Raw genomic sequence first — 24363 nt, forward strand, 5'->3', positions numbered from 1 at the left:
TAGCTACAATAAATAAAGGGCTGATTGTGTCAGCCCTTTAATGAATTCATTCTGAAAAGACGTTAATTAAGATTGTGTTGAATGAGTTCGATGAGTTCGTTTTCCGTTTCAGGCATCTTGCTTAGCTCAACGGCACACGACGCTCCGCCTTTTAGCATGTAAGCACTTGTCGTACCGTGATCATGGTGAAACCACTTTCCGTCAATGCAAACATCGGTATAACAACGTGGGTCTTGTTTTAGTTCCATACTACATTCCTTTGTTAAAGTGATTTAACACATTAGTAACAATAGCCCTGTTTGAGATGTGGTTAATTGATTTAGATCAATTAAGATTACTTACTAGACTAAGGTGGTAGTGTTCAGATCTAAGTAGCCAAAAAAAGGGGGAGCGACTTGCTCCCCAATGGCAGTGAATGGTTGATACTAAGCGTTCGCAAATAGGTAAGTGCGATACCCACCAATAAGGTTTTTCGCCGAATAGCCATTATTGACCAGCTGGCGATAGGCCACATTACCTCGTAGGCCAACTTGGCAGTAAATGATGATCTCTTTATCTTTCGGCAACTCACTCATACGTTGGCGCAGTTGATCGACTGGGATGTTAATTGCGCCTTTGATGAATCCGTTGTTCGTCAATTCGTTCGGGTTGCGTACATCAAGCAAGATCTGGTCATCGCTTAGATTCGTGATTTCATCAAAATGAATGGCTTTTAGATCGCCTTTAATCAGGTTTGATGCCACAAACGCCGCTTGGTTTACCACGTCTTTGGCACTGCCATACGGGGGTGCATAGGTCAATTCTAAGTGCTGCAATTGATCAACTGTCATTCCCGCACGTTGAGCAACGGCGAGTACATCAATGCGTTTGTCTACACCGTCTTTACCCGCCGCTTGAGCGCCTAAGATCTTGCCATCGCTCGGTGAAAAAAGAAGCTTGAGTGACACTGTCTCTGCGCCAGGGTAGTAGCTCGCATGACTTGCTGTATGAACATACACCTTCTCAAAATCTATGTTGTCACGCTTCAGTTGCTTTTCGTTCTTACCCGTAGAAGCAATCGCCAAGTCAAAGACCTTACAAATCGCTGTCCCTTGTGTGCCTTGATAGGTTTCTAGTTCGCCATCACTGTTTGCGAGCATGTTATTGGCAGCCATGCGACCTTGACGGTTGGCTGGCCCTGCAAGCGGAACCAATGTTGGCTGACCAGTGACAAAGTCGGCCTCTTCGATAGCATCGCCCACTGCATAAATCGCCGGATCGCTCGTTTGCAGTGTCGGGGAAGTCCAAATACCACCTGTAGCACCAAGCGTTAATCCTGCTTCTTTAGCGAGTGTATTCTCGGGTTTGACGCCAATCGCCATGATTAACAGATCTGTTTCGAATTGACTGTCATCGCTGAGCATCAAGTTTAGCGTGTTGCTTTCTGATACGCTGATGCCAACAAGTCCAACTCCAAGTCGTAAATCGATGCCTTTTTGTTTGATTTCTGCGTGTACAAAACCGGCCATTTCTCGGTCCACTGGCCCCATGACTTGATCGGAAAGTTCCAATAGGGTGGTGTTAATGCCTCGCTGATGAAACGCTTCCATCATTTCTAGACCGATAAAACCGCCACCAACGACGGTTGCATGCTTCACTTGCTTGGTTTGAAGGACGCTAAGAATGCGGTCCATATCAGGAATGTTACGCAGTGAATGAACCAGAGGTGAGACCAAAGGGTCATCGATACCCTCAATAGGAGGGACGATAGGGCTGGCACCAGGGCTAAGCAAAAGGAAGTCGTAGCTTTCGCTATACTGGCTGCCATCGAGAAGGTTAGTGACGGTGACAGATTTAGCATCACGATTGATGGCCGTCACTTCATTCATCACACGCACATTAACGTTAAAGCGCGCTAAAAAGCTTTCAGGTGTTTGTAGCAGAAGCTTATCCCGTTCTTGAATATCACCGCCGATATGGTAAGGAAGACCACAGTTGGCGAAGGAAACGAACGGACCTCGCTCAAACATGATTATTTCAGCGTCTTCACTTAGTCGTCGTGCTCTTGCTGCTGCTGATGCGCCACCAGCAACACCACCTACGATTAAAATTTTTGTCATTTGAGGTTTCCTCTCACTTTTCATATCGGCAATGGCATCACTGTAAATTCTTATTTTAGAAAAGTCTAATGTTAATTGGGCTAAATTTATGATTGCTAAATTAGGCTTGACTAAATTATATTAATTAGTAAGCTCTAATTTATGTCCTGTATTGAGGAATTGAAGTGGAAGCAGAACAAGTAAAAAAAGTGCAGAGCAATGTCATCGAAGCTTCTGAACTACTGAGAATCATGGCTCATCCAGAGCGTCTCATGGTTTTGTGCCAATTAACGTCAGGTGAAATGGGCGTTGGAGCGCTACAAAAAAACTCTACGCTCAGTCAGTCTGCGTTTTCACAGCATCTGACAGTGCTACGTAAGCATGATCTGATTAAGGCGAGAAAATCCTCTCAACAAGTGTTTTATTCGTTGTCAGATCCACGAGTTGAACAACTGATCGATACGCTACATCAAGCGTTTTGTGCCAAAGAGGAGTAATAGATGCTTGAACTGATACCTTGGACATCGTTATTTGGCGGGATCTTACTTGGTGTTTCTGCTGTTCTGCTTATGCTAGTCAATGGGAAAACGGCTGGGATCAGCGGCATTGTGAATGGCATCATTATACCTCGCACAAAAGATTGGGCTTGGCGGGTTCTGTTTGTCGTCGGCATGGTGATTGGCGGTGGTGTTGCCGTGGCGTATGGACACTTCCAAGCACCAGATTTAACGACCACACCCGTTATTACCATTGTCGCTGCTGGCGCATTAGTCGGGTTAGGAACGAAAATTGGCAATGGCTGCACCAGTGGTCATGGTATTTGCGGTATTGGTCGACTATCACCTCGTTCAATCATTGCAACGTGCATATTTATGGCCGTTGCTGCGTTGACGGTTTATCTGCGTCTACACGTTTAAGGATTGTTAAATGAAGAAAGTACTAGTGAAAATCACACCTTTGTTCAGTGGCTTGTTGTTTGGTTTAGGAATGGCTGTATCGGGCATGATGGATCCAACCAAAGTGATTGGTTTCTTAGATGTTGCGGGAACGTGGGATCCAAGCTTGGCATTCGTTATGGGTGGTGCACTACTGGTGTTTATCCCTAGCTATATAATGTTGATTAAACCGAAATCAACCAGTCTTAATGGTGATGTGATTGCGAAGCCAACAAGCTCAAAAATAGATAACAATCTGGTGGTGGGCTCAGCATTATTTGGTATTGGTTGGGGCATCGCTGGTATTTGCCCTGGGCCAGCGGTTTCAAGTCTCGCCGCTGGTGGTTCGTCAATCATCCTGTTTCTTGCCGCAATGGTAATCGGTTCTTTACTTGGCTCATTATATCTCAACAAGAAACAGGCGTTGATCGCTGCTAAAGCTAACTAGGTATATCTAACTCAATACTCAAATTAGGGAACTTTAGTTTAGCGACATAGAGACAGGGCAGTGGTCACTCAGTTGGTACTTTAGGACATCATCAACCGGGTAAACGTCTTGCTTCGGTTTTTGGTAATCAAGCTGGTGGCTGACAATGATGTGGTCAATCAGAGAGCGAAACTGGTGAGTGCGGCTTGGGTTATTGCGTGACTTGACCTTGCACAGCGCTCTCGTTTTCTGAGTCGCTAGTTCAGCCTTTGAACCTTGAGTGATTTCTTTCCATAACCAATCACCGCGATACACCATGTTGTGGTTGAAATCGCCAAGAATGATATACGCATCCCCAAGTTTCTCCCGTTCAAGAATCCACTTGTTCAAGTGCTGTCCTTGTTCTTTAAGGGTTTTGCATGACTTGCTTCCATTAAACGCACCTGAGCAGCGTGCCTTAAGATGAACGGAAAGGGCGTGAACTGGCTGTTTGCCGTCAGGCTCTATTACCACATAACTGGCGAAACGAAGTTTACTGTTTCTATTCCCATCAAGTTTCAAATCAGGCATGTCTTTGACTGGAACACCTTTATTAACAGCGAATCCGGTGTATTGGTTGATGTCATCAAATTGGTGCCTGCTATTGGATGATTTGGCGCGTTGGGACATATAGATGGTGTAGTCGTTGCCAATGACTTTACGCAAAGCTTGCTTATCGTTGACTTCTTGAAAAGCCACAACATCACTTTGCATTGACTCAAAGTGGCGTTGTAGTGATTGATAGTCGTCACTGCTGCGCTGAGAGGATGAAAATTGTTCAGACGGTGTATTACTTAACCATTCTAGGTTCCAAGCGGAATAGAGTGTTTCAGACTGAACGTTGAATGCAGTGATTAGTGGTAAAACGCTCAATAGTGAACAATATTTTCGCATCATTAATGAAGTTATTCGTTGTGTAAGAGTCTAGCCTTTATCCTATAAGTCATTGCAAAAAATCAAGCATCAAAAGCGCTATTTTTGCAATTTTCACAAATTACTTTCTAACTTAGACCTACGCCACTAAGATTGATTTGATCTTAGCCGAGGCTCTCTTTTTATTGATCAAAATCAATACTTTCAACTGTGTCATCTCGTTAAATACGCCACAACATCTTGTGTCAGCAAAATAATAAATCGCCTATATAGTGTGCTTTGTGGATAACTCTGTGAGTATGCTTAGGGTAAGGAGAATCAGTGAAACCAATCGTAATCAAGCGTGATGGGTCGAGAGTACCTTTTAGTCGAGACCGTATCCAAGCAGCAGTGGAAGCCGCAGCGGATCACAGTAACAAAGAGATCGCCTTATACGCACTCAATGTAGCGTTAGCAGTCGAACTCAAGTTACAAGATCGCGATGAGGTTGAAATCACTGAAGTACAAAAACTCGTTGAAGATGAGCTGATGCAAGGGCCATACAAAGAGCTAGCTCGTGCTTACATCGAATACCGTCATGACCGTGATATTGCCCGTGAGAAGCAAAGTGCGTTAACTCAAGAGATCGAAGGTTTGATCGAAGAGAGCAACCTTGATCTTATCAACGAAAATGCCAACAAAGATGGCAAAGTGATCCCAACTCAGCGTGACTTGCTAGCGGGTATTGTTGCTAAACACTATGCGAAGACGCACATTCTTCCTCGTGACATTGTTCAAGCACACGAACAGGGTGACATTCACTACCACGATCTGGACTACGCACCGTTCTTCCCAATGTTCAACTGTATGTTGATCGACTTACAGGGCATGCTGACACGTGGCTTCAAAATGGGCAATGCTGAAATTGATACACCGAAATCAATTTCAACCGCAACGGCGGTAACGGCACAGATTATTGCGCAGGTTGCGAGCCATATTTACGGCGGTACGACGATCAACCGTATTGATGAAGTGCTTGCACCGTATGTAATGACCAGCTACGAGAAGCATTTTGCGATCGCGAAAGAGTGGGACATTCCTGATGCAGAAGCCTTCGCTACCTCACGCACAGAGAAAGAGTGTTATGACGCTTTCCAATCGCTTGAGTACGAAGTAAACACATTGCACACCGCAAACGGTCAAACTCCTTTTGTTACTTTTGGCTTCGGTCTTGGTACTAGCTGGGCATCTCGTTTGATTCAGCAATCTATTCTTAAGAACCGTATTGCAGGCTTAGGTAAGAACCGTAAAACAGCCGTGTTCCCGAAACTCGTGTTTGGTATTAAAGATGGTTTGAACCACAAATCTGACGATCCTAACTACGACATTAAGAAGCTAGCGCTTGAGTGTGCGTCTAAGCGTATGTATCCAGACATTCTTAACTACGACAAAGTGGTTGAAATTACGGGCTCATTCAAAACGCCGATGGGCTGTCGCTCATTCCTAGGTACTTATGAAGAGAACGGCGAACTTATTCACGAAGGTCGTAACAACCTTGGTGTGGTGAGCCTGAACTTACCTCGTATTGCGATTCAAGCAAAAGGCAGTGAAGCGAAGTTCTACGAATTGCTGGATGAAAAACTCAAACTGGCAAGACGTGCACTAGAAACGCGTATCTCTCGCCTTGAAAACGTGAAAGCGCGTGTTGCACCTATTCTATACATGGAAGGGGCATGTGGTGTTCGCCTGAACGCTGATGATTCAATTGCAGACATCTTTAAAAATGGCCGCGCATCCATCTCATTAGGCTACATCGGCATTCATGAAACCGTGAACGCACTGTTTGGTACTGAAGCGCACGTTTACGATGATGCAGTTCTACGTGAAAAAGCACTTAACGTGATTTCACACATGAAAGAAGCCGTGAATCAGTGGACAGAAGATACGGGTTACGCATTTAGCCTGTATGGCACACCAAGTGAAAACCTATGTAGCCGTTTCTGCCGTATTGATAACAAAGAGTTTGGCGTCATTAAAGGCGTCACTGATAAAGGTTACTACACCAACAGCTTCCATTTGGACGTTGAGAAAAAGGTGAACCCTTACGACAAGATCGACTTTGAAATGCCGTATCCTGAGATTTCAAGCGGTGGCTTTATCTGCTACGGTGAGTTCCCGAACATGCAGCGTAACATCGAAGCACTAGAAAACGTGTGGGACTACAGTTACAGCCGAGTGCCATATTACGGAACAAACACGCCAATTGATGAGTGTTACGAATGTGGCTATATGGGCGAATTTGATTGTACGAGCAAAGGCTTTACCTGCCCAAGCTGTGGCAACCACGATTCAACTAAAGTGTCTGTTACTCGTCGAGTGTGTGGTTATTTAGGTAGCCCAGATGCGCGTCCATTTAACTTCGGTAAGCAAGAAGAAGTTAAGCGCCGAGTGAAGCACCTTTAAGCTAACGTGTTGATACCTAATGGTTGATATCTAATCTCTGAATAACCTGACCAATGGTGTCAGGTTATTTTTTCTATGACGCAATGCATTTAACTCGAAACGGGCTTTAACATGAACTTTCACCAATACTACCCAGTAGACGTTGTAAATGGTCCAGGTACACGTTGTACACTGTTCGTATCGGGTTGCGTGCATCAATGTCGTGGCTGTTACAACCAGTCAACACAGAGACTAGATTCAGGCACACCGTTTACTGGGCAAGCGGCGGATCAAATTATCGCTGACCTTAAAGATGAGCGAATCAAACGCAGAGGTTTATCCCTTTCTGGAGGCGATCCACTTCACCCTGCTAACGTGCCAGAGATTTTAGCGCTTGTTAAACGTGTTAAAGCAGAATGTCCTGATAAAGACATTTGGGTTTGGACAGGGTATACCTTATCTGAATTAGATGATGCTCAGCGAGAAGTCACGAATTACATAGATGTACTGATTGATGGCAAGTTCGAGCAAGAGAAGAAGGATCTTAATTTAGAGTGGCGTGGTAGCTCGAATCAAATCATCCATCGCTTTACGTTAGAATAATCCTCTGTTGCAAAATGGTAAGTTAATGGTTTGTTAATCAAAAGCGTGATTTGTCCTGTTTTGCATGTAAACACTGAAATTTTATTTCTAGATTGCTAGATTAAGTGATAAGTTGAAGGCCGTTACTTGAATTTCAAAGGGTTATGACTTTCATGTTTTCTAATCTACCAACTCCAGTATTAGATCCTATTTTATCTCTTTCCGTTGCATACCGTAACGATGAACGCACCGACAAGGTTGACCTTGGTATTGGCGTGTACAAAAACAGCGCGGGTGAAACCCCGGTAATGGAAGCCATTAAACTGGCTCAAGACGTTGTTATCGAAAACCAAAAAACCAAATCTTACGTTGGCCTTGCGGGGTGTGAAGAATTCAACCAAAGCATGGTAGACCTGTTGTTAACAGGCACATCTGCAATGGACCGCGTTGCTGCTATTCAAACACCGGGCGCAAGTGGTGCACTTCGTATGTTGGGTGACTTAATGAAGGTAGCTCAACCAGATACGACGGTTTGGATTTCTAATCCAAGCTACGTAAACCACAAACCAGTAATGGAAGCGGCGGGGCTTAAAGTTAAGTTTTACCACTACTTCTCTCCAGAGACTAAGCAAGTTGATACGGCAAGAATGCTAGAAGACTTGTCTACAGCTGGCCCATCAGACGTTGTGCTGCTTCATGGCTGTTGTCACAACCCAACGGGTGCAGACATCGACTTCGATGCATGGCAGGCAATCACGCAATTATCACAGAAAAATGGCTTCACACCGTTTGTTGATATCGCATACCAAGGCTTTGGTGACGGTCTAGAAGAAGATGCAAAAGGTCTTCGCTTTATGGCTGACAACGTTGAAGAGATGTTGATCACCACGTCGTGTTCAAAGAACTTCGGTTTATACCGTGAGCGTACAGGTGCTGCGATTGTTATCGGTAAATCGCAACATGATGTAGGCAACGCAAAAGGTAAGTTACTAACGCTAGCTCGTTCAACATACACCATGCCGCCTGATCACGGTGCTGCGCTGGTGAAAACTATCCTGCAAGATCAAACACTGACCAACGTTTGGAAACAAGAGTTAAGCGAAATGCAGCAACGCTTGTTAAACCTACGTCAAACTTTGTGTAATGAGTTGAGAAATACTCACAACACTTCACAATTCGACTTTATCGAAAGCCACAAAGGCATGTTTACTGTGCTAGGCTTTAGCCAAGACCAAATGACGCAACTCCGTGAACAATATGGTATTTATGGTGTTGGGGATGGTCGCATTAATATCGCGGGCTTAACGGAAAAAGACATTCCTTACGTAGCCGAAGCGATTATCAAAGTTTCTTAATTGTTTTGAGGCGCTTTGTGCGCCTCATTTGTTTTGTTGAGATTAGGTGGTCGAATGAATAAAACATGGAAAACGCTGATTCCTCTGATGTTAAGTGGTGGATTAGTGGCATGTTCAACAACAGGTCCTGAGCCTGTAGAGCCGGAAACTAAGCCTGTCATTGAAGAACCAGTAGTAGAGCCGGTTGAACCTCAAGAGCCAAAGGAAGAGGTGACTCCAGAAGTTAAACCAGATCCTAAGCCGCAAGAACCCGTCGTTGAAATCAAACCGAAGAAGACCTCAGACGGCAAGTTATTACTTGGTGAAGAAGAGTGGGTGTACGTACCTGGCTTAGAAGAAAGCTTTAAAGCACGTGTTGATACAGGTGCAACGACTTCCTCTATCAGTGCAGTTGATGTTGTGGCATTTGAGCGAGATGGCAAAGACTGGGTTAAGTTCAAAATTGAACATGATGATGTGAAGAGCAAAGAGATCGCACTTCCTGTCAAACGCTGGGCTAAGATCCGTCAATCAAGTTCAGACGGCACACAAAAACGTGCAGTTGTTGAAGCCTGGATTCAAGTGGGCGATTTGAAAGAGAAAACAGACTTTACCCTAACAGATCGAACTCATCTTTCGTTCCCACTACTGCTAGGACGTAGCTTCTTTAAAGATGTTGCCGTTGTTGATGTCAGCAGAAAGTTTGTTCAAGATAAACACAAATAGTCAGTGTGTTCTTGATGAATAAAAAAAAGCCAATCGTCTGATTGGCTTTTTTTATTGAGAAGAAGTGGCTATTGAATCTCTAAAAGCTCAACTTCAAAGATAAGCGCAGAAGCCGGTGGAATTGGACCAGAACCACCTTTGCCGTAAGCTAATGGGCTAGGGATGTATAGGCGGAACTTATCACCTACGCTCATGTAAGTAAGACCTTCTTGCCAGCCTTTGATTACTTGGCCCAACTTAAAGCTGATTGGCTCGCCACGCTCTACAGAGCTATCGAATACAGTGCCGTCGATCAATGTGCCGTGGTAGTGCACTTTTACTTTACTCGATGCTGTTGGCTTTTCTTCACCTTCGCCCTTGTGAAGCACTTCGTACTGTAGGCCACTCTCAGTGGTGACCACGCCTTCTTTCTTACCGTTTTCTAGCAAGAATGCTTGGCCTTCAGCGAAGTTAACTTCGCCAGCTTTGTGATTGGTCCAGGTTCTGTAGATGAAGAAAGCGGCCAGAATAAAAATGACGATTGGAAAAATAAACTTAGACATAAGTATTTACCGTTAAATTATGGTTGTGTAAGAAGAAAGTTGATGGTGTTTGCGATGCTTTCCACATCTTGGTGAGCAGGAGTAATAACCTCGTATTTACCTTTTACGATAAAGGTAGGTACTGAATTGATCTCACCTTTGGTTGTGATGTCGTCAGCAAGTTGCATTGCTGCGAATAACTGTTTCTGTTGCTCATCATTGAAATCGTATGGGCTTACTAATGAGCGGTTTTGGAACGCTCGATCGATAGCCGCTTTCTTGTCGCCCAGTGTTGCGCCGTCACCCATCTGAGTTGCAGCAAATAAGTCTAGCATCATGGTATGTGAAGGCTTTTTACCCAGTTGCATTTCTGCAGCGTAGTAAATCATTGCGCCAATTTGAGCACTCTCATTAAACGTAACGTGAACCTTACCAATGCTTTCGCCAGTCAGCTCTTCAATCTTAGGGATCTCACTCTCCATTTTGCGGCAGTGGCCACAGTTCAAAGAAAACACTTCGGTCACGACTGGCAGACGGAAAGTGGAAAGATTGGCAGGAAGTTGTTTGTAGTGAGTGCCTTCTTGAGGTGTTGAGCTTTCAGAGCAACCAACAAGTAACGCTGATAGGGCAACAAACGCCAACGTAATGAGTTTTTTCATAATTATATCTCTTAGCTTCACTTCTGCATCGACGGTCGGGTGCAGCGTGACGAGTTAATGGTGGCACAATTTTACGTTGTCCTTGAGCGATTCGAAACATTTGCATGCACTATTTGCGAATTAAAGTATTGCGAATGATTAAAGTGGATGAAATTTTGAGCAACTCTGAGCTCGCAAGCACAATATTTTGTAGAAAAGGGCTAAAGTTTGTTGGAACTTGCCGATATAAAGAAAGTACAGAAACGGATTCACGGGTGAACGAATGAAGCGCTTGGTATTACCACTAATTTTAGCATTGTCAGGTTGTAGCAATATGACGGATGAAATGGCGATGATCGGCAGCGATATGCTCGATACAGCGCCACGTACTGACTTTGATGTTAGATACCCAGAGTGGGGTGCACCAACCAACATTTCACCTTCAGATGTAAAAGGCCCTATGGGTCAGCAACGTACCCAAAGCTACAGCAATCTACAAAATTTCCTGCTCAGCAATGGCGTCGACTATGAGCTGTTACCGGGTAATCATGTCATGGTAAAACTGACTGATACCATTAAATTCAATACCGGGTCCTCTTTGGTTTCGTCAGACTCCCAGTATTGGCTTGATATGATGGCAAGCTACTTATCGACTCAGCCGGGGATAGATATTGTGATCGATGGCCATGCCGACAGTACGGGCGCGCCAACGTTTAACGACAGCCTTTCAATGAGACGAGCGAAAGCAGTTAAACAACAATTGGTTCGTCACAATGTCGCGATGGATTCTATTTTTACCCGTGGCTATGGTGAGTACGTGCCTGCATGTAGCAACAAAACCAAAGCGGGTAAAGCGTGTAACCGCCGAGTAGAAGTACGCTTCATAGTCTCAAACAACTAGTGGGTTCTTCCTCCAGGTAAAAGAAAGCCCCAGAGCAGCGAACTGTTCAGGGGCTTTTTTGAATCACGTCTTTTTTGAATCGCGTCTTTTTTTGAATAAAGAGTTGTTACGCGGCGCTTTTCGCTTGTTCTTGTTTCTTCTCGCTTTGCATTTTTGCAAGAAAGTAAACATTAACACAGGCGATGAATCCGTTTGTTACCACGACAGGCCATGCGTCAATCATTAGGCCGTATGCAGTAAATAGCGCACAACCGATGAAGTTAAGAACACGTAGTCTTACAATATCTTTCATCGTTAGTGAGATAGCAACCATGATAGACGCTGCATAACCTAAGATTTCAACCATATCCATAATTTGACCCTCTTAATTTTTGCCGAACATTTGTCGGTACCAATTCTTCTCTTCTTGAGATAACTGAGGAAGCTCCGTGCCTCGAATGGTCTAATTGATTAACTGATAGGAACTATAACAGGGCTAAATGTGTGATGAAAGCCCCAAAAAAGGGTTCGGAGAAGGTTAGCGATTACGCAAACGTTTTACGTACTTTTGCTAAATTAAATAACCAAATGTGTTGGAAGTGTGTGCTCGGTATGGAATATTGTCGTAAATAAAAAAGTCCGATAGTGATTATCGGACTGGTTTCATAATTAAAGCGAATAATTCAATTAAGTACGTTTCGAAAGATACGCGTCGTAGTCAGGGATCTCAATATCCACTTTTTTAGCCATGAGCTCTGATTCAAAAATGAACTTTGCTGTTGCGCGGTTGGTGGCAACAGGGATGTTCCAAACGCTTGCAATACGCAATAGTGCTTTTACATCTGGGTCATGGGGGACGGCATTAAGTGGATCCCAGAAAAAGATCAGTACATCAATCTTCCCTTCGGAAATAAGCGCACCTAATTGTTGGTCGCCACCCATTGGGCCGCTGATCAAGCTCTTTATCGCCAGGCCGGTCTCTTTGCTCAGCATGTTACCTGTCGTACCTGTTGCGTAGAGAAAATGGCCTTGTAGCTTTTCTTTGTTTTCCGTAACCCAACGCAGTAACTCAGGTTTACAGTTGTCGTGCGCAACTAAAGCAATGTGTTTATTTTCTGGTAGGGTTCGAGTCGTTTTTTCCATGTAGACTTCCTGAATTGTTATTCTTTGTTATAAACGTAAAAAGTAGGGCGATATTCCGAAGGCGACAGAGACTGCTCGATCACCTTTGGGTTTAGCGAATTGGGTGTTAGAGATTCAATAATCGGCGCTTGAATCTTGTCGTACTCTTTGCCTGCTAAATAGCTCACCGCTTGGCGGATCGATAAACGACCTTGAAGTACCATCTTATCTGTTGGCGCAAATTCCACTCGGTGACGCAGCAGTCCACGATAGACGCCATGACTTAAATAGGTCGACACCAAACCAATGTCATCAATTTTGTTCGCGCTGCGTAATTCACTGATGGCTGCTTCAATGGCAACTGCACTGCCAACGATGTAATCCGTGTCAGGGTTATCGATAGCTGCTTGCACTAGGTTACGCTGTAACTCTTTGTCATTGTCGGCCCAGAGTGTTTCGATGATACGGATATCACTTTCTTTGATGGCTGAGTAAAGACCTTGCAAGACAGGCTTTGTACCACCACTAGACTTCGGGCCGGGCAAGAGAGCAACGTTGGCGATGCCTGAGCCTTTAGGGTGCTTGGATTTGAGATATTCGCCAGTGTAGTAGCCCATCCAATACCAATCGACGCCGACTTCACCTTTGAGAAGTGACTGATCTTTTTGGTCCACCAGTAGCTTGTTGACCGTAGCAAAAATAGGAATGCTGCCACTGTATTGTTTGAGTGAATCGTAGAAAAGATCAGGGGCAACTGTTCCAATGATAATTGCGTCAGCGCCCCACAGCGAACATAACGACAGGTGTTCTTTCTGCTTTTCTAAGTTGAGATAGCCGCCAGCTTCGAGAACGCGTAAGTCGACATTTTGTTTGCGCGCTTCATCAACCATACCGTAGTTAACAGAGAGCCAATAAGAGTCTTTGAGGTGAGGATAAATTGCACAAACACGCAAAGGATCGTTCGCATTCGCTTGGCCAGCGAAGGCAGCAAAGAGTAATGCTGTGAAGTATAGGGCTCGCTTTTTGGTCGCAGAGATCAAAGACATGTCGTATTTCATTGGTAAAGGCTCAATAAACACTGCAAAATATACCGCATTATCGCTGACTAAAGAAGTGAAGATTCATCGTGTTACTTGCCAAAGCCAGTATTGGCCGAAAGTTGTTGTTTGCCTTTTTAGCCATGGCATTGCTGGTTATGCTGTCTGCTTTCATAGGCGTATCAGGTTTCAGTTCTGTCGCGAAAACTGAGCGCAATGTCGTAAACTCGGCTATTCCGTCGATGATAGAGGCAAGGCAAGTTTCCGTGCTCAGCTCGCGTATTATCTCTTCGGTCCAAACCCTGTCTAACGCAAAATCTGAAGCAGAGCGTCAGCAAGCGGGTAAAGCGCTGTTTTCGCAGCTTGAATCACTGTTAACACACATTAAACAGTTGGGGTCAGACTCGTTTGATTCATCTCTACTGAGTAAGCTTGAAGCGGATTTACAAGTCGTTATCGATACTCTGGCCAAACTTGGCATCAGTGTTGAACAGCGTTTATCGCTCGATCAAGACCTGTCTATACGTACGGAAGAGTTACGTAAGCTGGCGCAAGAATTGGAGCAGCTAACGCGAACTCAAGTCGCCAATACGTCAACAATTGCGGTCGCGAACGTCACTCACGTCTATGATCTACTCGATAAAAATGAGATTCAGAAGGCCTATCGAGCACTAGATGCACTGGTTGAAGTAGATTTGGATCTCTCGGAACGTTTACATGAACTTCATCTTCTGGCGTTCAAGCTTCTCAATCACATTGAAGAAACCCGCACCATTTCTGATCTCGAACGTATCCATACCATACGCCAAGAATTCACCAGCAATCTATCGATAATGAAACGTCGTGTTCAAGCAGTAGAAGACCCAACGCGTTCGATTCAAATGTCGGATTTGCTGAGTCAGTTAGCGAAAAGAGAAGTGGTGTTCGATGTCTTGATCCAACGCCACGAGAACGATCTTTTAGCTCAGCAATTGATGCAAGATACGCTAACGCAGTTTTCGACGCTGAACACAACGGTGAATAAACTCGTCGATGAATCGAACTTTGCAACAACCCGCGCGGTCGCTGAGCTTAAAACGACACTGGATTACGCCCAATTGACGCTGACCATTATCACGGTACTAGGCATGGTGATAGTAGTTCTGATTGTTTGGAAGGTGGTGTATGTGTCCGTACTTAAACGACTTGCGGAATACTCGTCTGCTTTATCGTCGATTGCTAAAGGTCAACTGCAGGTGGATGTGACGGTCAAAGGGAATGATGAACTTGCACGTATGGGGCAAGCTATTATTACTGCCCGTAATACGGCACACGCCTTAAAAGTTGTTGCTGAAAGTGAAGCGAAAGCAAAGCGCGAGCTTGAAGAACATAAAGGCCACCTAGAAGACCTTGTGGCTGAGCGTACCCATCAGCTCCAAGACGCTAATGTGCGACTTAACGAAGAGGTTGAGAACCATGCCCGAGCCCGTTCATTAGCCGAACAAGCGAGTCGTGCTAAGTCAGCCTTCTTGGCAACGATGAGTCACGAAATTCGCACTCCGATGAATGGGGTGTTAGGGACGGCTAGATTACTTAAAGATACCCAACTTGATAACAAGCAGGGCTACTACGTTGATGTGATTAACCGAAGTGGCAGCACCTTGTTGGCTATTTTAAACGATGTCTTAGACTACTCAAAAATTGAGGCGGGTCATTTAGAGATTCGTCCGGTTGATTTCAATCTTTACTCAATGGTCGATGACACCAAGCACCTTGCGGCCGGGCGAGCGACAGAGAAATCGCTAGATCTAGACGTTATCATTGAGAGTGACGTCGAAAAATTCTGGCTTGGCGATGTTACGCGAATCAGCCAGGTCTTAAATAACCTAGTGGGCAATGCGATTAAGTTTACCGATGAGGGGCATGTTGATATTTATGTCTCGCTGGATCTCGATCATGAAGGTCATGTGCTGTTTGAAGTGTCAGATACGGGTGTGGGGATCTCAGAGCAAGAACAAATCACACTGTTTGATGCATTTACCCAAGCGTCAGGCGGGCTAAGCTCTAAAGGTGGCACGGGCCTTGGGCTGGCAATCAGTAAACGTATTGTCGAAGCCATGGGTGGCGAGTTATCAGTAGACTCTGCATTCGGTGAAGGCAGCCGATTCTGGTTCTCGATTCCGCTCTTGGTTGGTCAAGAGTTTGAAAATGTTGAGACCAGCGAAGAGTGCCCGATTAATGCCAAAGTCCTGCTTATCGAAGACAATCCAGTGAACTGCATGGTTGCGGAAGGGTTCCTAGAAAGCATGGGACACCAAGTGTTCACCGCGATAGATGGGCAGAGTGCAAAGGCAGTTTTTGCTGAGCAGTGCTTTGATATAGTCTTAATGGACATAAACTTACCAGATTGCAACGGTGTTGATCTTTTAGCTGAATTTAAGCGTGCAGAAATCGAAGCAGAGTTAAACCCAACACCAATGGTGGCGGTTTCCGCACACGTTTATAACGAAGAAGTCCAAAGCTACCTTTCTGCCGGTTTTGATGGTTATCTGCCTAAGCCTTTAGATAAAGATGCGCTGTGTCAGTTGATACAAAACAGCCTGGATGGGAAGACATTACTGCTAGAGCAGGTGCCGTGTAATGAGGAGAAAGTCGAGATGGAACAACGCAATATTATAGACGCGCGTGTGGTCGAAGCCGATATGTCCGTACTCGGAAAAGAGAAAATGCGCGATATCATGGAGATGTTCAAAGTTGGGGCCGATGAGATTCTTAGCTTGTTAGAGGGCGCAGAAACAGACAGTGAAGCTAAATCATTGGCGCATAAGCTTAAAGGTTCATCAGGAAGCTTAGGTTTGAATGCACTCTTTGACTGCTGCCAAACTATCGAAAAAGATATTAACTCCTTAAGTTGTTATTTTTCTCAAAAAGAGACATTGTTAACCCTTGTCGAAGAGTCTAAAGCTGCCTTAGAGGCCATTCTTCTCGATTAACCTAACTGAGAGATTGCATGTACACAATAGAAACTAACCAACTGAGCATGACACAAATCACTGAGGCAGATTGGGCGCTTTTTGAGCGGCTGAACCAAGAAGAGGATGTGATACGTTACGCGTTTGATAAGCCGTCGACAGAAGAAATACGTGAACGCTTTGAATCACGTTTGCCGACGTGGTCTTGGCCCAGCGCTCATTGGTTGTGTCTTGTTATCCGTGAGAAGAAGAGTGGTACACCAATTGGAGTCACGGGATTATGTTTGTCAGAGGGTCAAACAACCCATGCCGAGGTAGGCTATTTGCTTTTACCCGAGTTTCACGGGAAAGGGTATGGAACTGAGTCATTGATCGGCTTAATAGACTTTATGAGCGAAAACTTCCCATTAGAACGTGTGAATGCGATTGTGACTGACGGCAATATCGCCTCATGTAAGGTGTTAGAAAAAGCGGGCTTCACACTGACTGAGCGTGAAAAAGATGCCTATATGATTGGTGGCAAGTACTATGATGATCTTATCTACATGTACCATGTAAAAGAAACAGCGTCAGAGCTCTAAGCTTGTTTGACTAGTATAACGAACAATAAAAAAGCAGCCTTACGCTGCTTTTTTGTCTTACCTGTAAAGGATCTACGCTGTAATCGCTAAATCCAGAATCTGGCGGCTTTGCTCTAGAGTAATGGCTTGGTGTTCACCCAGTGCCACCATACCGTGTTGTTCTAGTTGATTAATAACAGACTCTACAGCTTGGTCTTTTGTACCTTCGTAGCCATCAAATTGCGTTGCCACACCCAGTGAATGATAGAACGCTTCTATGGCTTGGATGGTTTGCTCTGCAAGTGTGTCTGAATCCGCTAAACCGAATACATTTTTACCCATTTGCTCTAGCTTCTCTTTCTTCACTGCAAACTGATTGCGAAGCAGTGACGGCTGAACGATCGCAAGTGAACGTGCATGATCAACAGCCCAAAGTGCTGTGAACTCATGACCAATCATGTGAGTCGCCCAGTCATGCTGAACACCTGAACCGATTAGGCCATTTAGGGCTTGGTTTGCATTCCACATTAGGTTGGCACGCCATGCATCGCTATCACGCTGGTCAAATTGCTCACCTAATGATTTTAGGTTTTTCAATAGTGCTTCAGCGTAACCATCTTGAACCATTGCACCGTGAGTGACGGTCAGGTATTGCTCACATACGTGAACCCATGCATCAACTACACCGTTGATCAGTTGACGCTCTGGCAATGTTTTCATAACGTCCGGGTCCATTACCGCAAATTTCGGCTGAACATGAGGAGTCATGAACGGAAGTTTGTCATGAGTCTCGGCTTTCGTGATCACCGCACCCATGTTGGATTCTGAGCCAGTTGCAGGCAGAGTTAAAATAGCACCAACTGGAACTGCAGAAGTCACCTGATGTTTACCGACCATGATATCCCAGCCATCACCATCGTAATGCGCTGCAGCGGCAACGTATTTAGAGCCATCAATAACTGAACCACCACCAACGGCGAGAATAAAGTCTACGTCTTGTTCTTTTACTAGGGCAACGGCTTTGTCTAGCGTCTCTTTGGTTGGGTTTGGCTCAACGCCAGAAAATTCAATCCATTGGTAGCCTTCAAGCGCAGACTGAACTTGGTCATACACACCGTTGCGTTTGATAGAGCCGCCACCATAGATGACGATAACTTTACTATTTTGAGGGATTACAGATTTAATGCTTTCGATTTGACCTTGCCCAAAGTTAATTTGAGTTGGGTTTACGTACGTGAATTGCATGGCTTGCCTCTTGTGTTCGTGTGGAACGTTCTTAGTATGTTATGCATATTAGTATTGACATTGAGCTAATTAAAGGTCAATTTCTCTAATTGTTATGCCTATTTCTACAAATTTTGGTGAGGGCTCTAAGATGACACTAGCAAAGCTAATGCAGCAATACGTTGATCAAAAGGCGTTACACAGCCTTGAAGGTATCATTGAGACAGAGATTCCTGGTGTGTACTTTTATCGAAGCAGTACGGGGAATCAGCGTCAGCCGTTTGTTTATCAGTCTGGTGTGATCGTGTTAGGCCAAGGGCGCAAGAACATCTACTTGGGTAATCAGCCTGTTCAGTACGGTCCAGATGACTATCTTGTTGTTGGTGTGCCAATGCCATTGGAGTGTGAAGCGTTTGCGGAAAACGATGAGCCGTTGCTTGGTTTAAGCATTGATATTGATCCTCAGGTACTGCACCGAATCGTTAACAAACTTGAATCGATGCAATGCTATCAACCCTGTACGGTGAATAATGACTGCGCTGGGCTTAAAGCTGTCGCAATGGATGACGGTATGCTGGATGTGTGCAAACGTTTGATGGCAGCGCTATGTCACCCATTAGAAGCGGCGATTCTTTCTGATAGCATAATGGAAGAGTTGACATACCGAGCACTCATGAGTTCAGAGGGGCATGTGCTGTTTGATTTAGCAAGGCACGAAGGTCATTATGCGCGTATTGCTAAGGCCCTTGAGCATCTACACCAACATTACCGCGACAGCGTCACGGTGCAAGAGTTGGCCGACAAAGCGAATATGAGTATATCCGCGTTCCACCAAGCGTTCAGAAGTGTCACGTTAGAAACCCCGATTCAATACATCAAAAAAGTCCGTTTGAATAAAGCCCGTGAGCTTATTCAATTAGAGGGGCTGAAAGTAGGCGATGCGGCAAGGCGAGTCGGGTACAACAGCACCTCACAATTTTCTCGCGAATTTAAACGCCACTTCAATCGAACTCCTGCAGAAGCGACATAGAAACAAAGTGATAAAAGGGGAAAAGTGATATTACAATTTTACAGTGTTTCTTAGAATCATCTTGAGTAATACTAAGAGCATAAAGAGAATCATTCTCGACAATCCCTATAGGAGATCTAGTCAATCTTCTTCTATAAGCCCCTGATCATTCGATGATCAGGGGCTTATTTTTTTGATTTATAAAATTAATCAGATATTAGTTATTGATGCAAAATAAGTTTGTGTTTGTTGCACGGTCGACAGCAAGAATTGCGAGATGTTTTGAAATGTAACGAATTTTGACGTGTTATTTAGAGGGGCTAATCTAAGGTTATTTTACATCGGAATCTAAGTAGGTGGTAAATACAAACCACTTGTTCATACGTGTAAACAATAACTTAAGGATAGAGCGATATGCACTTATCAAAAGGGAATGCGGTAAAGAGAGTGTTTACTCTCAGTACGATTAGCGCATCATGTTTGATGGCATTCAACAGTTATGCGGCTGTTGATTGTAGCACTCTAAATGGTTGGGACTCGACCGCGGTATACAACACTGGCGATCAAGTCGAACATTTAGGTCAAAGTTACCAAGCCAATTACTGGACTCAAGGAAATGACCCAGAACAAACTTCAGGACCTTGGGGCCATTGGAAAGAGTTAGGCAGTTGCGATGTTACCGGCGGGAATGAACTGCCTACAGCTGAACTGACATCACCAAGTGCCACAGACGCGATCACTGAAGGTGATGTTGTGGTGCTCTCTGCCAATGCAGCAGACATTGATGGCACGGTGACTAAGGTTGAATTCTTAGTGGATGGCGCTGTTGTCGCACAAGCGACTTCTGCACCGTACAGTGCTGCTTGGACTGCTTCTGTCGGCAACTACTCAATCAGTGTTGTTTCGTATGATGATGCGGGTGCACAAAGTACACCAAGTGCGATCAGTGTCGTAGTTGCTTCGGCTAACCCTGACAATATTCCGCCAAGTGTTGATGTTGCACTATCAGCAACGACCGTTGATGTGGGTGGCGTAGTAACGTTAACGGCAAACGCCGCTGATACTGATGGTACCGTTGATAAAGTCGATTTCTATGTTGCTGGTAGCCTAGTGGGTACGGTAGCAAGTGCGCCATACACGCTTGACTACACAACAACTCAAGCTGGCACTTTGGCTGTTTATGCCAAAGCGACAGATAACCTCGGTGCGGTAACTAACTCTTCTTCTAGCTCTCTTACCGTTAATGGTGCGCCTACCGTTGCAACTTGTCGCCCAGATGGCCTTTACCAAACAGAAGGCGTTAATGTTCCTTACTGTACGGCTTATGATGAAGAAGGTCGTGAGCTAATGGGCGCTGATCACCCTCGCCGTGTGATTGGTTACTTCACAAGTTGGCGTGCAGGTGATGATCCTCAAGCTGCTTACCTCGTTAAAGATATCCCTTGGGAGCAACTGACTCACATTAACTATGCGTTTGTCGGCATCGGCCCAGACGGTAAAGTTAACCTCGGTGATGTGAACGATCCAAGCAATGCAGCAACAGGCAAAGAGTGGGCTGGCGTTGATATCGATCCTGCACTTGGATTCAAAGGTCACTTCGGTGCGTTAGCAACCTACAAAGAGCGTTACGGCGTTAAGACGTTAATCTCGATCGGTGGCTGGGCAGAGACTGGCGGTCACTTTGGTGCAGACGGTAACCGAGTCGCAGATGGTGGTTTCTACACGATGACGACTAACGCAGACGGCTCAATCAACCACGCAGGTATCGAGAAGTTCGCAACATCTGCTGTTGAAATGATGCGTACCTACAAATTTGACGGTCTGGATATCGATTACGAATACCCAACGTCAATGGCGGGTGCGGGTAACCCATACGATAAAGCATTTATGGAGCCACGTCGTGCTTACCTATGGGCCTCTTACCAAGTTCTAATGAAAGTCTTACGTGAGAAGCTTGATGCAGCGTCAGCGCAAGATGGTAATCACTACATGCTAACCATCGCGGCGCCATCTTCAGGCTACTTACTGCGTGGTATGGAAACATTTGATGTGACTAAGTACCTCGATTACGTCAACATCATGTCTTACGACTTGCACGGTGCATGGAACGACCACGTTGGTCACAATGCGGCCTTGTTTGATACTGGCGAAGATTCAGAGCTAGCACAGTGGAACGTTTATGGCACAGCGGCTTATGGTGGCATTGGTTACCTAAATACTGACTGGGCTTACCACTACTTCCGTGGCTCAATGCCAGCTGGTCGTATTAACATTGGTGTTCCTTACTATACACGTGGTTGGCAAGGTGTAACGGGCGGTACAAATGGTCTTTGGGGCCGTGCAGCACTGCCTAACCAATCACAGTGTCCAGAAGGTACGGGTGAAGGTGAGAAGAACAACTGTGGTAATGGCGCAGTAGGTATCGACAACATGTGGCACGATACCGACCCTAAAGGTAACGAAATGGGTGCGGGTTCAGGTCCTATGTGGCATGCGAAGAACCTAGAAAATGGTATTTGGGGTACTTACTCAGACGCATACAAACTTGATCCTGTGAACGATCCAACAGATCGTTTTGTCGGAACGTATGAACGCAACTACGACAGCGTAGCTGTTGCGCCGTGGTTATGGAACGCTGAGAAAGGCGTATTCCTATCTACTGAAGATGAAGCGTCCGTGAACGTGAAAGCGGACTACGTTATCGATAAAGAAATCGGCGGTATCATGTTCTGGGAGTTAGCGGGTGACTACAACTGTTACGTGCTTGATGCAAATGGTCAGCGCACAACGGTCGATGCAACTGAACAAGCGTGTAAAACAGGTAATGGTGAGTACCACATGGGTAACACCATGACCAAAGCGATGTACGAGAAGTTCAAGTCTGCGACTCCTTACGGTAATAAGATCGCAACGGGTGCTATCCCTACAGAAGCTGTAGACATTACCGTTTCTATCGGTGGCTTTAAAGTGGGTGACCAAAACTACCCAATTAACCCGAAAGTAACGTTCACTAATAACACGGGCCAAGCGATCCCAGGTGGCACGGAATTCCAGTTTGATATTCCTGTCTCTGCGCCAGATAACGCGAAAGATCAGTCTGGTGGTGGCCTAGCAGTCATTGCTTCTGGTCATACACGTGCAAACAATATCGGTGGTCTTGATGGCACCATGCACCGTGTAGCGTTTAGCTTACCGGCTTGGAAAGAGCTACCAGCTGGTGGTACTTACGAGTTAGATATGGTGTATTACCTACCAATTTCCGGTCCGGCTAACTACACAGTGAACATTAATGGCGTAGATTACGCGTTTAAGTTTGAGCAACCGGATCTGCCACTTGCAGACCTAAATGCAGGTAACGGTGACGGCAATACGGGTGGTGGAGACACTGGCGGCGGTGATACTGGTGGTGGAGACACCGGCGGTAACACGGGTAGTGGCACTGTAACTGCGTGGGAGCCGGGTGTGACAAAAGCACAAAATGGCGAAACCTACCAATTCAACAGCAAGTGTTTTGTCGCGAAGAACAATCCGGGATCATGGGAAAGCCCAACCCAAAGCAACTGGTTCTGGGATGAAGTAACTTGTCCATAATCATGAGCTAAAATAGCAAAGGCCTTGGGATTCCAAGGCCTTTTTTCTAGAGGGAGGTTGATAACGACTAAAACTTGTAGCTTTCTGGCACGACAACGATGCCGCCTTCCGATATATGAAAACGCTCCGCGTCGAGTGCTGGGTTTAAGCCGATTTCTGTATAAGGAGGAAGCTCAACGTGCTTATCAATGATGCAGTTGACGAGCTTGCACCCTTTACCAACGGTAACACTATCAAAAAGAATACTGTCTACAATGGTGGCACTGTCTTCAATTCGAACATCCGATGAAATGATCGAGTGCTGAACAGAGCCTCCAGAATTCACCACTCCGTTGGCGATAATCGAGTTAATGAAAATCCCCTCGTTTCCGGTAGCGGAAGAAACCGTTCGTGCTGGTGGCAGTTGTCGCTCGTATGTTCTTACTCCCCAATTTTCTTGATAGAGGTTCATAGGCGGGACAGGTTCGAGCAAATCCATATTCGCTCGATAAAAAGAGTCTATTGTTCCTACGTCGCGCCAGTAGCAATCTTTAGCAACTCGCCCGCGATCAGAGCAAAAATTGTAGGCATAGACGCGTCTTTCATCGATAAGCTTAGGGATAATATCTTTACCGAAATCATGCGAGGATCTTGGATCATCGGCATCTTGAAGAAGGGCGGTTTTTAAAGTTTCGGCTTCAAAAATATAGATCCCCATCGAGGCTAAACTGCGACTTTCATCTTCTGGCATGCTCGGTGGGTTAGACGGCTTTTCAATAAAAGAATCAACCAATCCATTGGCTTCTGTCGACAGTACGCCAAAGGCAGACGCTTCCTCTCTAGGGACATCCATAGCGGCAATCGTCAGTTTGGCGTTATTCTCTATATGGTCTTTGAGCATTTCTGCGTAATCCATTCGATAAATGTGGTCGCCAGACAATACTATGATGTGCTTTGCATCGCTGCGTTCTAAAAGCCATAAGTTGTGATAGATGGCATCAGCAGTCCCTTCATACCACTTACCACCGCCACGCATTTGAGGAGGAACAACCGTGACAAACTCACCCAATTCAGGGTTGAAGATAGACCACCCATCTCTGAGATGCTTTTGCAGAGAGTGAGATTTATATTGAGTGAGGACGAGGATTTGTCTAAGGCCGGAGTGCAAACAGTTAGTCAGAGTAAAGTCGATGATTCGGTACTTTCCGCCAAAGGGGACTGCAGGTTTTGCTCTATCATCGGTTAGGGGGCTAAGCCTAGAGCCCATTCCACCAGCCAAAATAATCGTCAATGTATCTTTCATGAACCTTTCCCTAGTCATTATTATGTTTTAATCACTTAGGATAGTACAAGAATTAAGCCAATGAATAAGTTATTGAAAACAGGCCGTTACTAACTTGATGGGGAACTAGTTTGATATAAATTGGTGCAGTGCA

General features: G+C 45.2%; 22 protein-coding genes. 12 read left to right on the forward strand and 10 right to left on the reverse strand.

Translation table 11 applies throughout. The features are described from left to right. Window positions 1-62: 62 nt before the first annotated feature. Window positions 63-248: a hypothetical protein gene (locus EJ063_RS00465; RefSeq protein WP_126572045.1), complete on the reverse strand. Its 186-nt coding sequence runs from the start codon at window positions 246-248 to the stop codon at window positions 63-65. 177 nt (window positions 249-425) lie between these two features. Further along, window positions 426-2099 carry an FAD-dependent oxidoreductase gene (locus tag EJ063_RS00470; RefSeq protein ID WP_126572046.1) on the reverse strand — a complete coding sequence of 558 codons (1674 nt, stop codon included), beginning with the start codon at window positions 2097-2099 and terminating at the stop codon, window positions 426-428. 164 nt (window positions 2100-2263) lie between these two features. Between EJ063_RS00470 and EJ063_RS00475 the strand changes: the two genes are divergently transcribed. Genes EJ063_RS00475 through EJ063_RS00485 form a run of 3 tightly spaced genes read left to right on the forward strand, consistent with a single transcriptional unit; the run spans window position 2264 to window position 3461 of the window. Next, window positions 2264-2575 (forward strand): ArsR/SmtB family transcription factor, encoded by a 312-nt coding sequence (locus EJ063_RS00475; protein WP_279630355.1) that lies wholly within the window; start codon window positions 2264-2266, stop codon window positions 2573-2575. 3 nt (window positions 2576-2578) lie between these two features. Beyond that, window positions 2579-2995 (forward strand): YeeE/YedE family protein, encoded by a 417-nt coding sequence (locus EJ063_RS00480; RefSeq protein WP_126572047.1) that lies wholly within the window; start codon window positions 2579-2581, stop codon window positions 2993-2995. Between the two features lie 10 nt (window positions 2996-3005). Then, window positions 3006-3461 (forward strand): YeeE/YedE family protein, encoded by a 456-nt coding sequence (locus tag EJ063_RS00485; protein ID WP_126572048.1) that lies wholly within the window; start codon window positions 3006-3008, stop codon window positions 3459-3461. Between the two features lie 33 nt (window positions 3462-3494). Here the strand turns inward: EJ063_RS00485 and EJ063_RS00490 are convergent, their stop codons facing one another. Next, window positions 3495-4373: an endonuclease/exonuclease/phosphatase family protein gene (locus EJ063_RS00490; RefSeq protein WP_126573079.1), complete on the reverse strand. Its 879-nt coding sequence runs from the start codon at window positions 4371-4373 to the stop codon at window positions 3495-3497. Window positions 4374-4673: 300 nt separating this feature from the next. On the opposite strand from EJ063_RS00490, the gene nrdD reads away from it, so the two are divergent. The 4 genes from nrdD (at window position 4674) to EJ063_RS00510 (ending at window position 9415) form a co-directional block, all read left to right on the forward strand. Beyond that, the gene (gene nrdD / locus EJ063_RS00495) at window positions 4674-6794 is read left to right on the forward strand and encodes an anaerobic ribonucleoside-triphosphate reductase (protein ID WP_126572049.1); all 2121 of its coding nucleotides are present in this window, start codon (window positions 4674-4676) and stop codon (window positions 6792-6794) included. A 111-nt stretch (window positions 6795-6905) separates the two neighbouring features. Further along, window positions 6906-7376 (forward strand): anaerobic ribonucleoside-triphosphate reductase-activating protein, encoded by a 471-nt coding sequence (gene nrdG / locus EJ063_RS00500; RefSeq protein WP_126572050.1) that lies wholly within the window; start codon window positions 6906-6908, stop codon window positions 7374-7376. 152 nt (window positions 7377-7528) lie between these two features. Continuing rightward, complete coding sequence (locus EJ063_RS00505) at window positions 7529-8710, forward strand: amino acid aminotransferase (protein WP_167469851.1); 1182 nt, start codon at window positions 7529-7531, stop codon at window positions 8708-8710. Window positions 8711-8764: 54 nt separating this feature from the next. Next, the gene (locus tag EJ063_RS00510; protein WP_126572052.1) at window positions 8765-9415 is read left to right on the forward strand and encodes an ATP-dependent zinc protease family protein; all 651 of its coding nucleotides are present in this window, start codon (window positions 8765-8767) and stop codon (window positions 9413-9415) included. 68 nt (window positions 9416-9483) lie between these two features. Here EJ063_RS00510 and bamJ read toward each other — a convergent pair whose 3' ends face one another. Then, complete coding sequence (gene bamJ / locus EJ063_RS00515; RefSeq protein ID WP_126572053.1) at window positions 9484-9957, reverse strand: BamJ family beta-barrel-assembly machinery protein; 474 nt, start codon at window positions 9955-9957, stop codon at window positions 9484-9486. Window positions 9958-9974: 17 nt separating this feature from the next. Then, window positions 9975-10595 carry a thioredoxin domain-containing protein gene (locus EJ063_RS00520; RefSeq protein WP_126572054.1) on the reverse strand — a complete coding sequence of 207 codons (621 nt, stop codon included), beginning with the start codon at window positions 10593-10595 and terminating at the stop codon, window positions 9975-9977. Between the two features lie 262 nt (window positions 10596-10857). Between EJ063_RS00520 and EJ063_RS00525 the strand changes: the two genes are divergently transcribed. Next, a complete protein-coding gene (locus EJ063_RS00525) occupies window positions 10858-11475 on the forward strand; it encodes an OmpA family protein (protein ID WP_126572055.1) in 618 nt (205 codons plus the stop codon). A gap of 106 nt (window positions 11476-11581) precedes the next feature. Here the strand turns inward: EJ063_RS00525 and EJ063_RS00530 are convergent, their stop codons facing one another. The 3 genes from EJ063_RS00530 to torT form a co-directional block, all read right to left on the reverse strand. Next, window positions 11582-11827, reverse strand: a complete 246-nt coding sequence (locus tag EJ063_RS00530; RefSeq protein ID WP_126572056.1) for a YgjV family protein — start codon at window positions 11825-11827, stop codon at window positions 11582-11584. A 314-nt stretch (window positions 11828-12141) separates the two neighbouring features. Continuing rightward, window positions 12142-12597, reverse strand: a complete 456-nt coding sequence (locus EJ063_RS00535; protein WP_126572057.1) for a methylglyoxal synthase — start codon at window positions 12595-12597, stop codon at window positions 12142-12144. Window positions 12598-12614: 17 nt separating this feature from the next. Continuing rightward, window positions 12615-13622, reverse strand: coding sequence for a TMAO reductase system periplasmic protein TorT (torT, locus tag EJ063_RS00540; protein ID WP_126573080.1), 1008 nt, complete (start codon window positions 13620-13622; stop codon window positions 12615-12617). An 80-nt stretch (window positions 13623-13702) separates the two neighbouring features. Here torT and torS point away from each other — a divergent pair, with 80 nt between their 5' ends. Beyond that, window positions 13703-16585 carry a TMAO reductase system sensor histidine kinase/response regulator TorS gene (gene torS / locus EJ063_RS00545; RefSeq protein WP_126572058.1) on the forward strand — a complete coding sequence of 961 codons (2883 nt, stop codon included), beginning with the start codon at window positions 13703-13705 and terminating at the stop codon, window positions 16583-16585. 17 nt (window positions 16586-16602) lie between these two features. After that, complete coding sequence (locus EJ063_RS00550; protein WP_126572059.1) at window positions 16603-17145, forward strand: GNAT family N-acetyltransferase; 543 nt, start codon at window positions 16603-16605, stop codon at window positions 17143-17145. Between the two features lie 72 nt (window positions 17146-17217). Here the strand turns inward: EJ063_RS00550 and EJ063_RS00555 are convergent, their stop codons facing one another. Next, a complete protein-coding gene (locus tag EJ063_RS00555; protein WP_126572060.1) occupies window positions 17218-18369 on the reverse strand; it encodes an iron-containing alcohol dehydrogenase in 1152 nt (383 codons plus the stop codon). Between the two features lie 130 nt (window positions 18370-18499). Between EJ063_RS00555 and EJ063_RS00560 the strand changes: the two genes are divergently transcribed. Then, window positions 18500-19378, forward strand: a complete 879-nt coding sequence (locus tag EJ063_RS00560; RefSeq protein WP_126572061.1) for an AraC family transcriptional regulator — start codon at window positions 18500-18502, stop codon at window positions 19376-19378. Window positions 19379-19771: 393 nt separating this feature from the next. After that, window positions 19772-22948, forward strand: coding sequence for a chitinase C-terminal domain-containing protein (locus EJ063_RS00565; protein ID WP_126572062.1), 3177 nt, complete (start codon window positions 19772-19774; stop codon window positions 22946-22948). A 67-nt stretch (window positions 22949-23015) separates the two neighbouring features. Here EJ063_RS00565 and glgC read toward each other — a convergent pair whose 3' ends face one another. Continuing rightward, the gene (glgC, locus tag EJ063_RS00570; RefSeq protein WP_126572063.1) at window positions 23016-24248 is read right to left on the reverse strand and encodes a glucose-1-phosphate adenylyltransferase; all 1233 of its coding nucleotides are present in this window, start codon (window positions 24246-24248) and stop codon (window positions 23016-23018) included. Window positions 24249-24363 lie beyond the last annotated feature (115 nt).

Origin of the sequence: Vibrio aquaticus (genome assembly GCF_003970385.1) — a bacterium.
Taxonomy (GTDB): Bacteria; Pseudomonadota; Gammaproteobacteria; order Enterobacterales; family Vibrionaceae; genus Vibrio; species Vibrio aquaticus.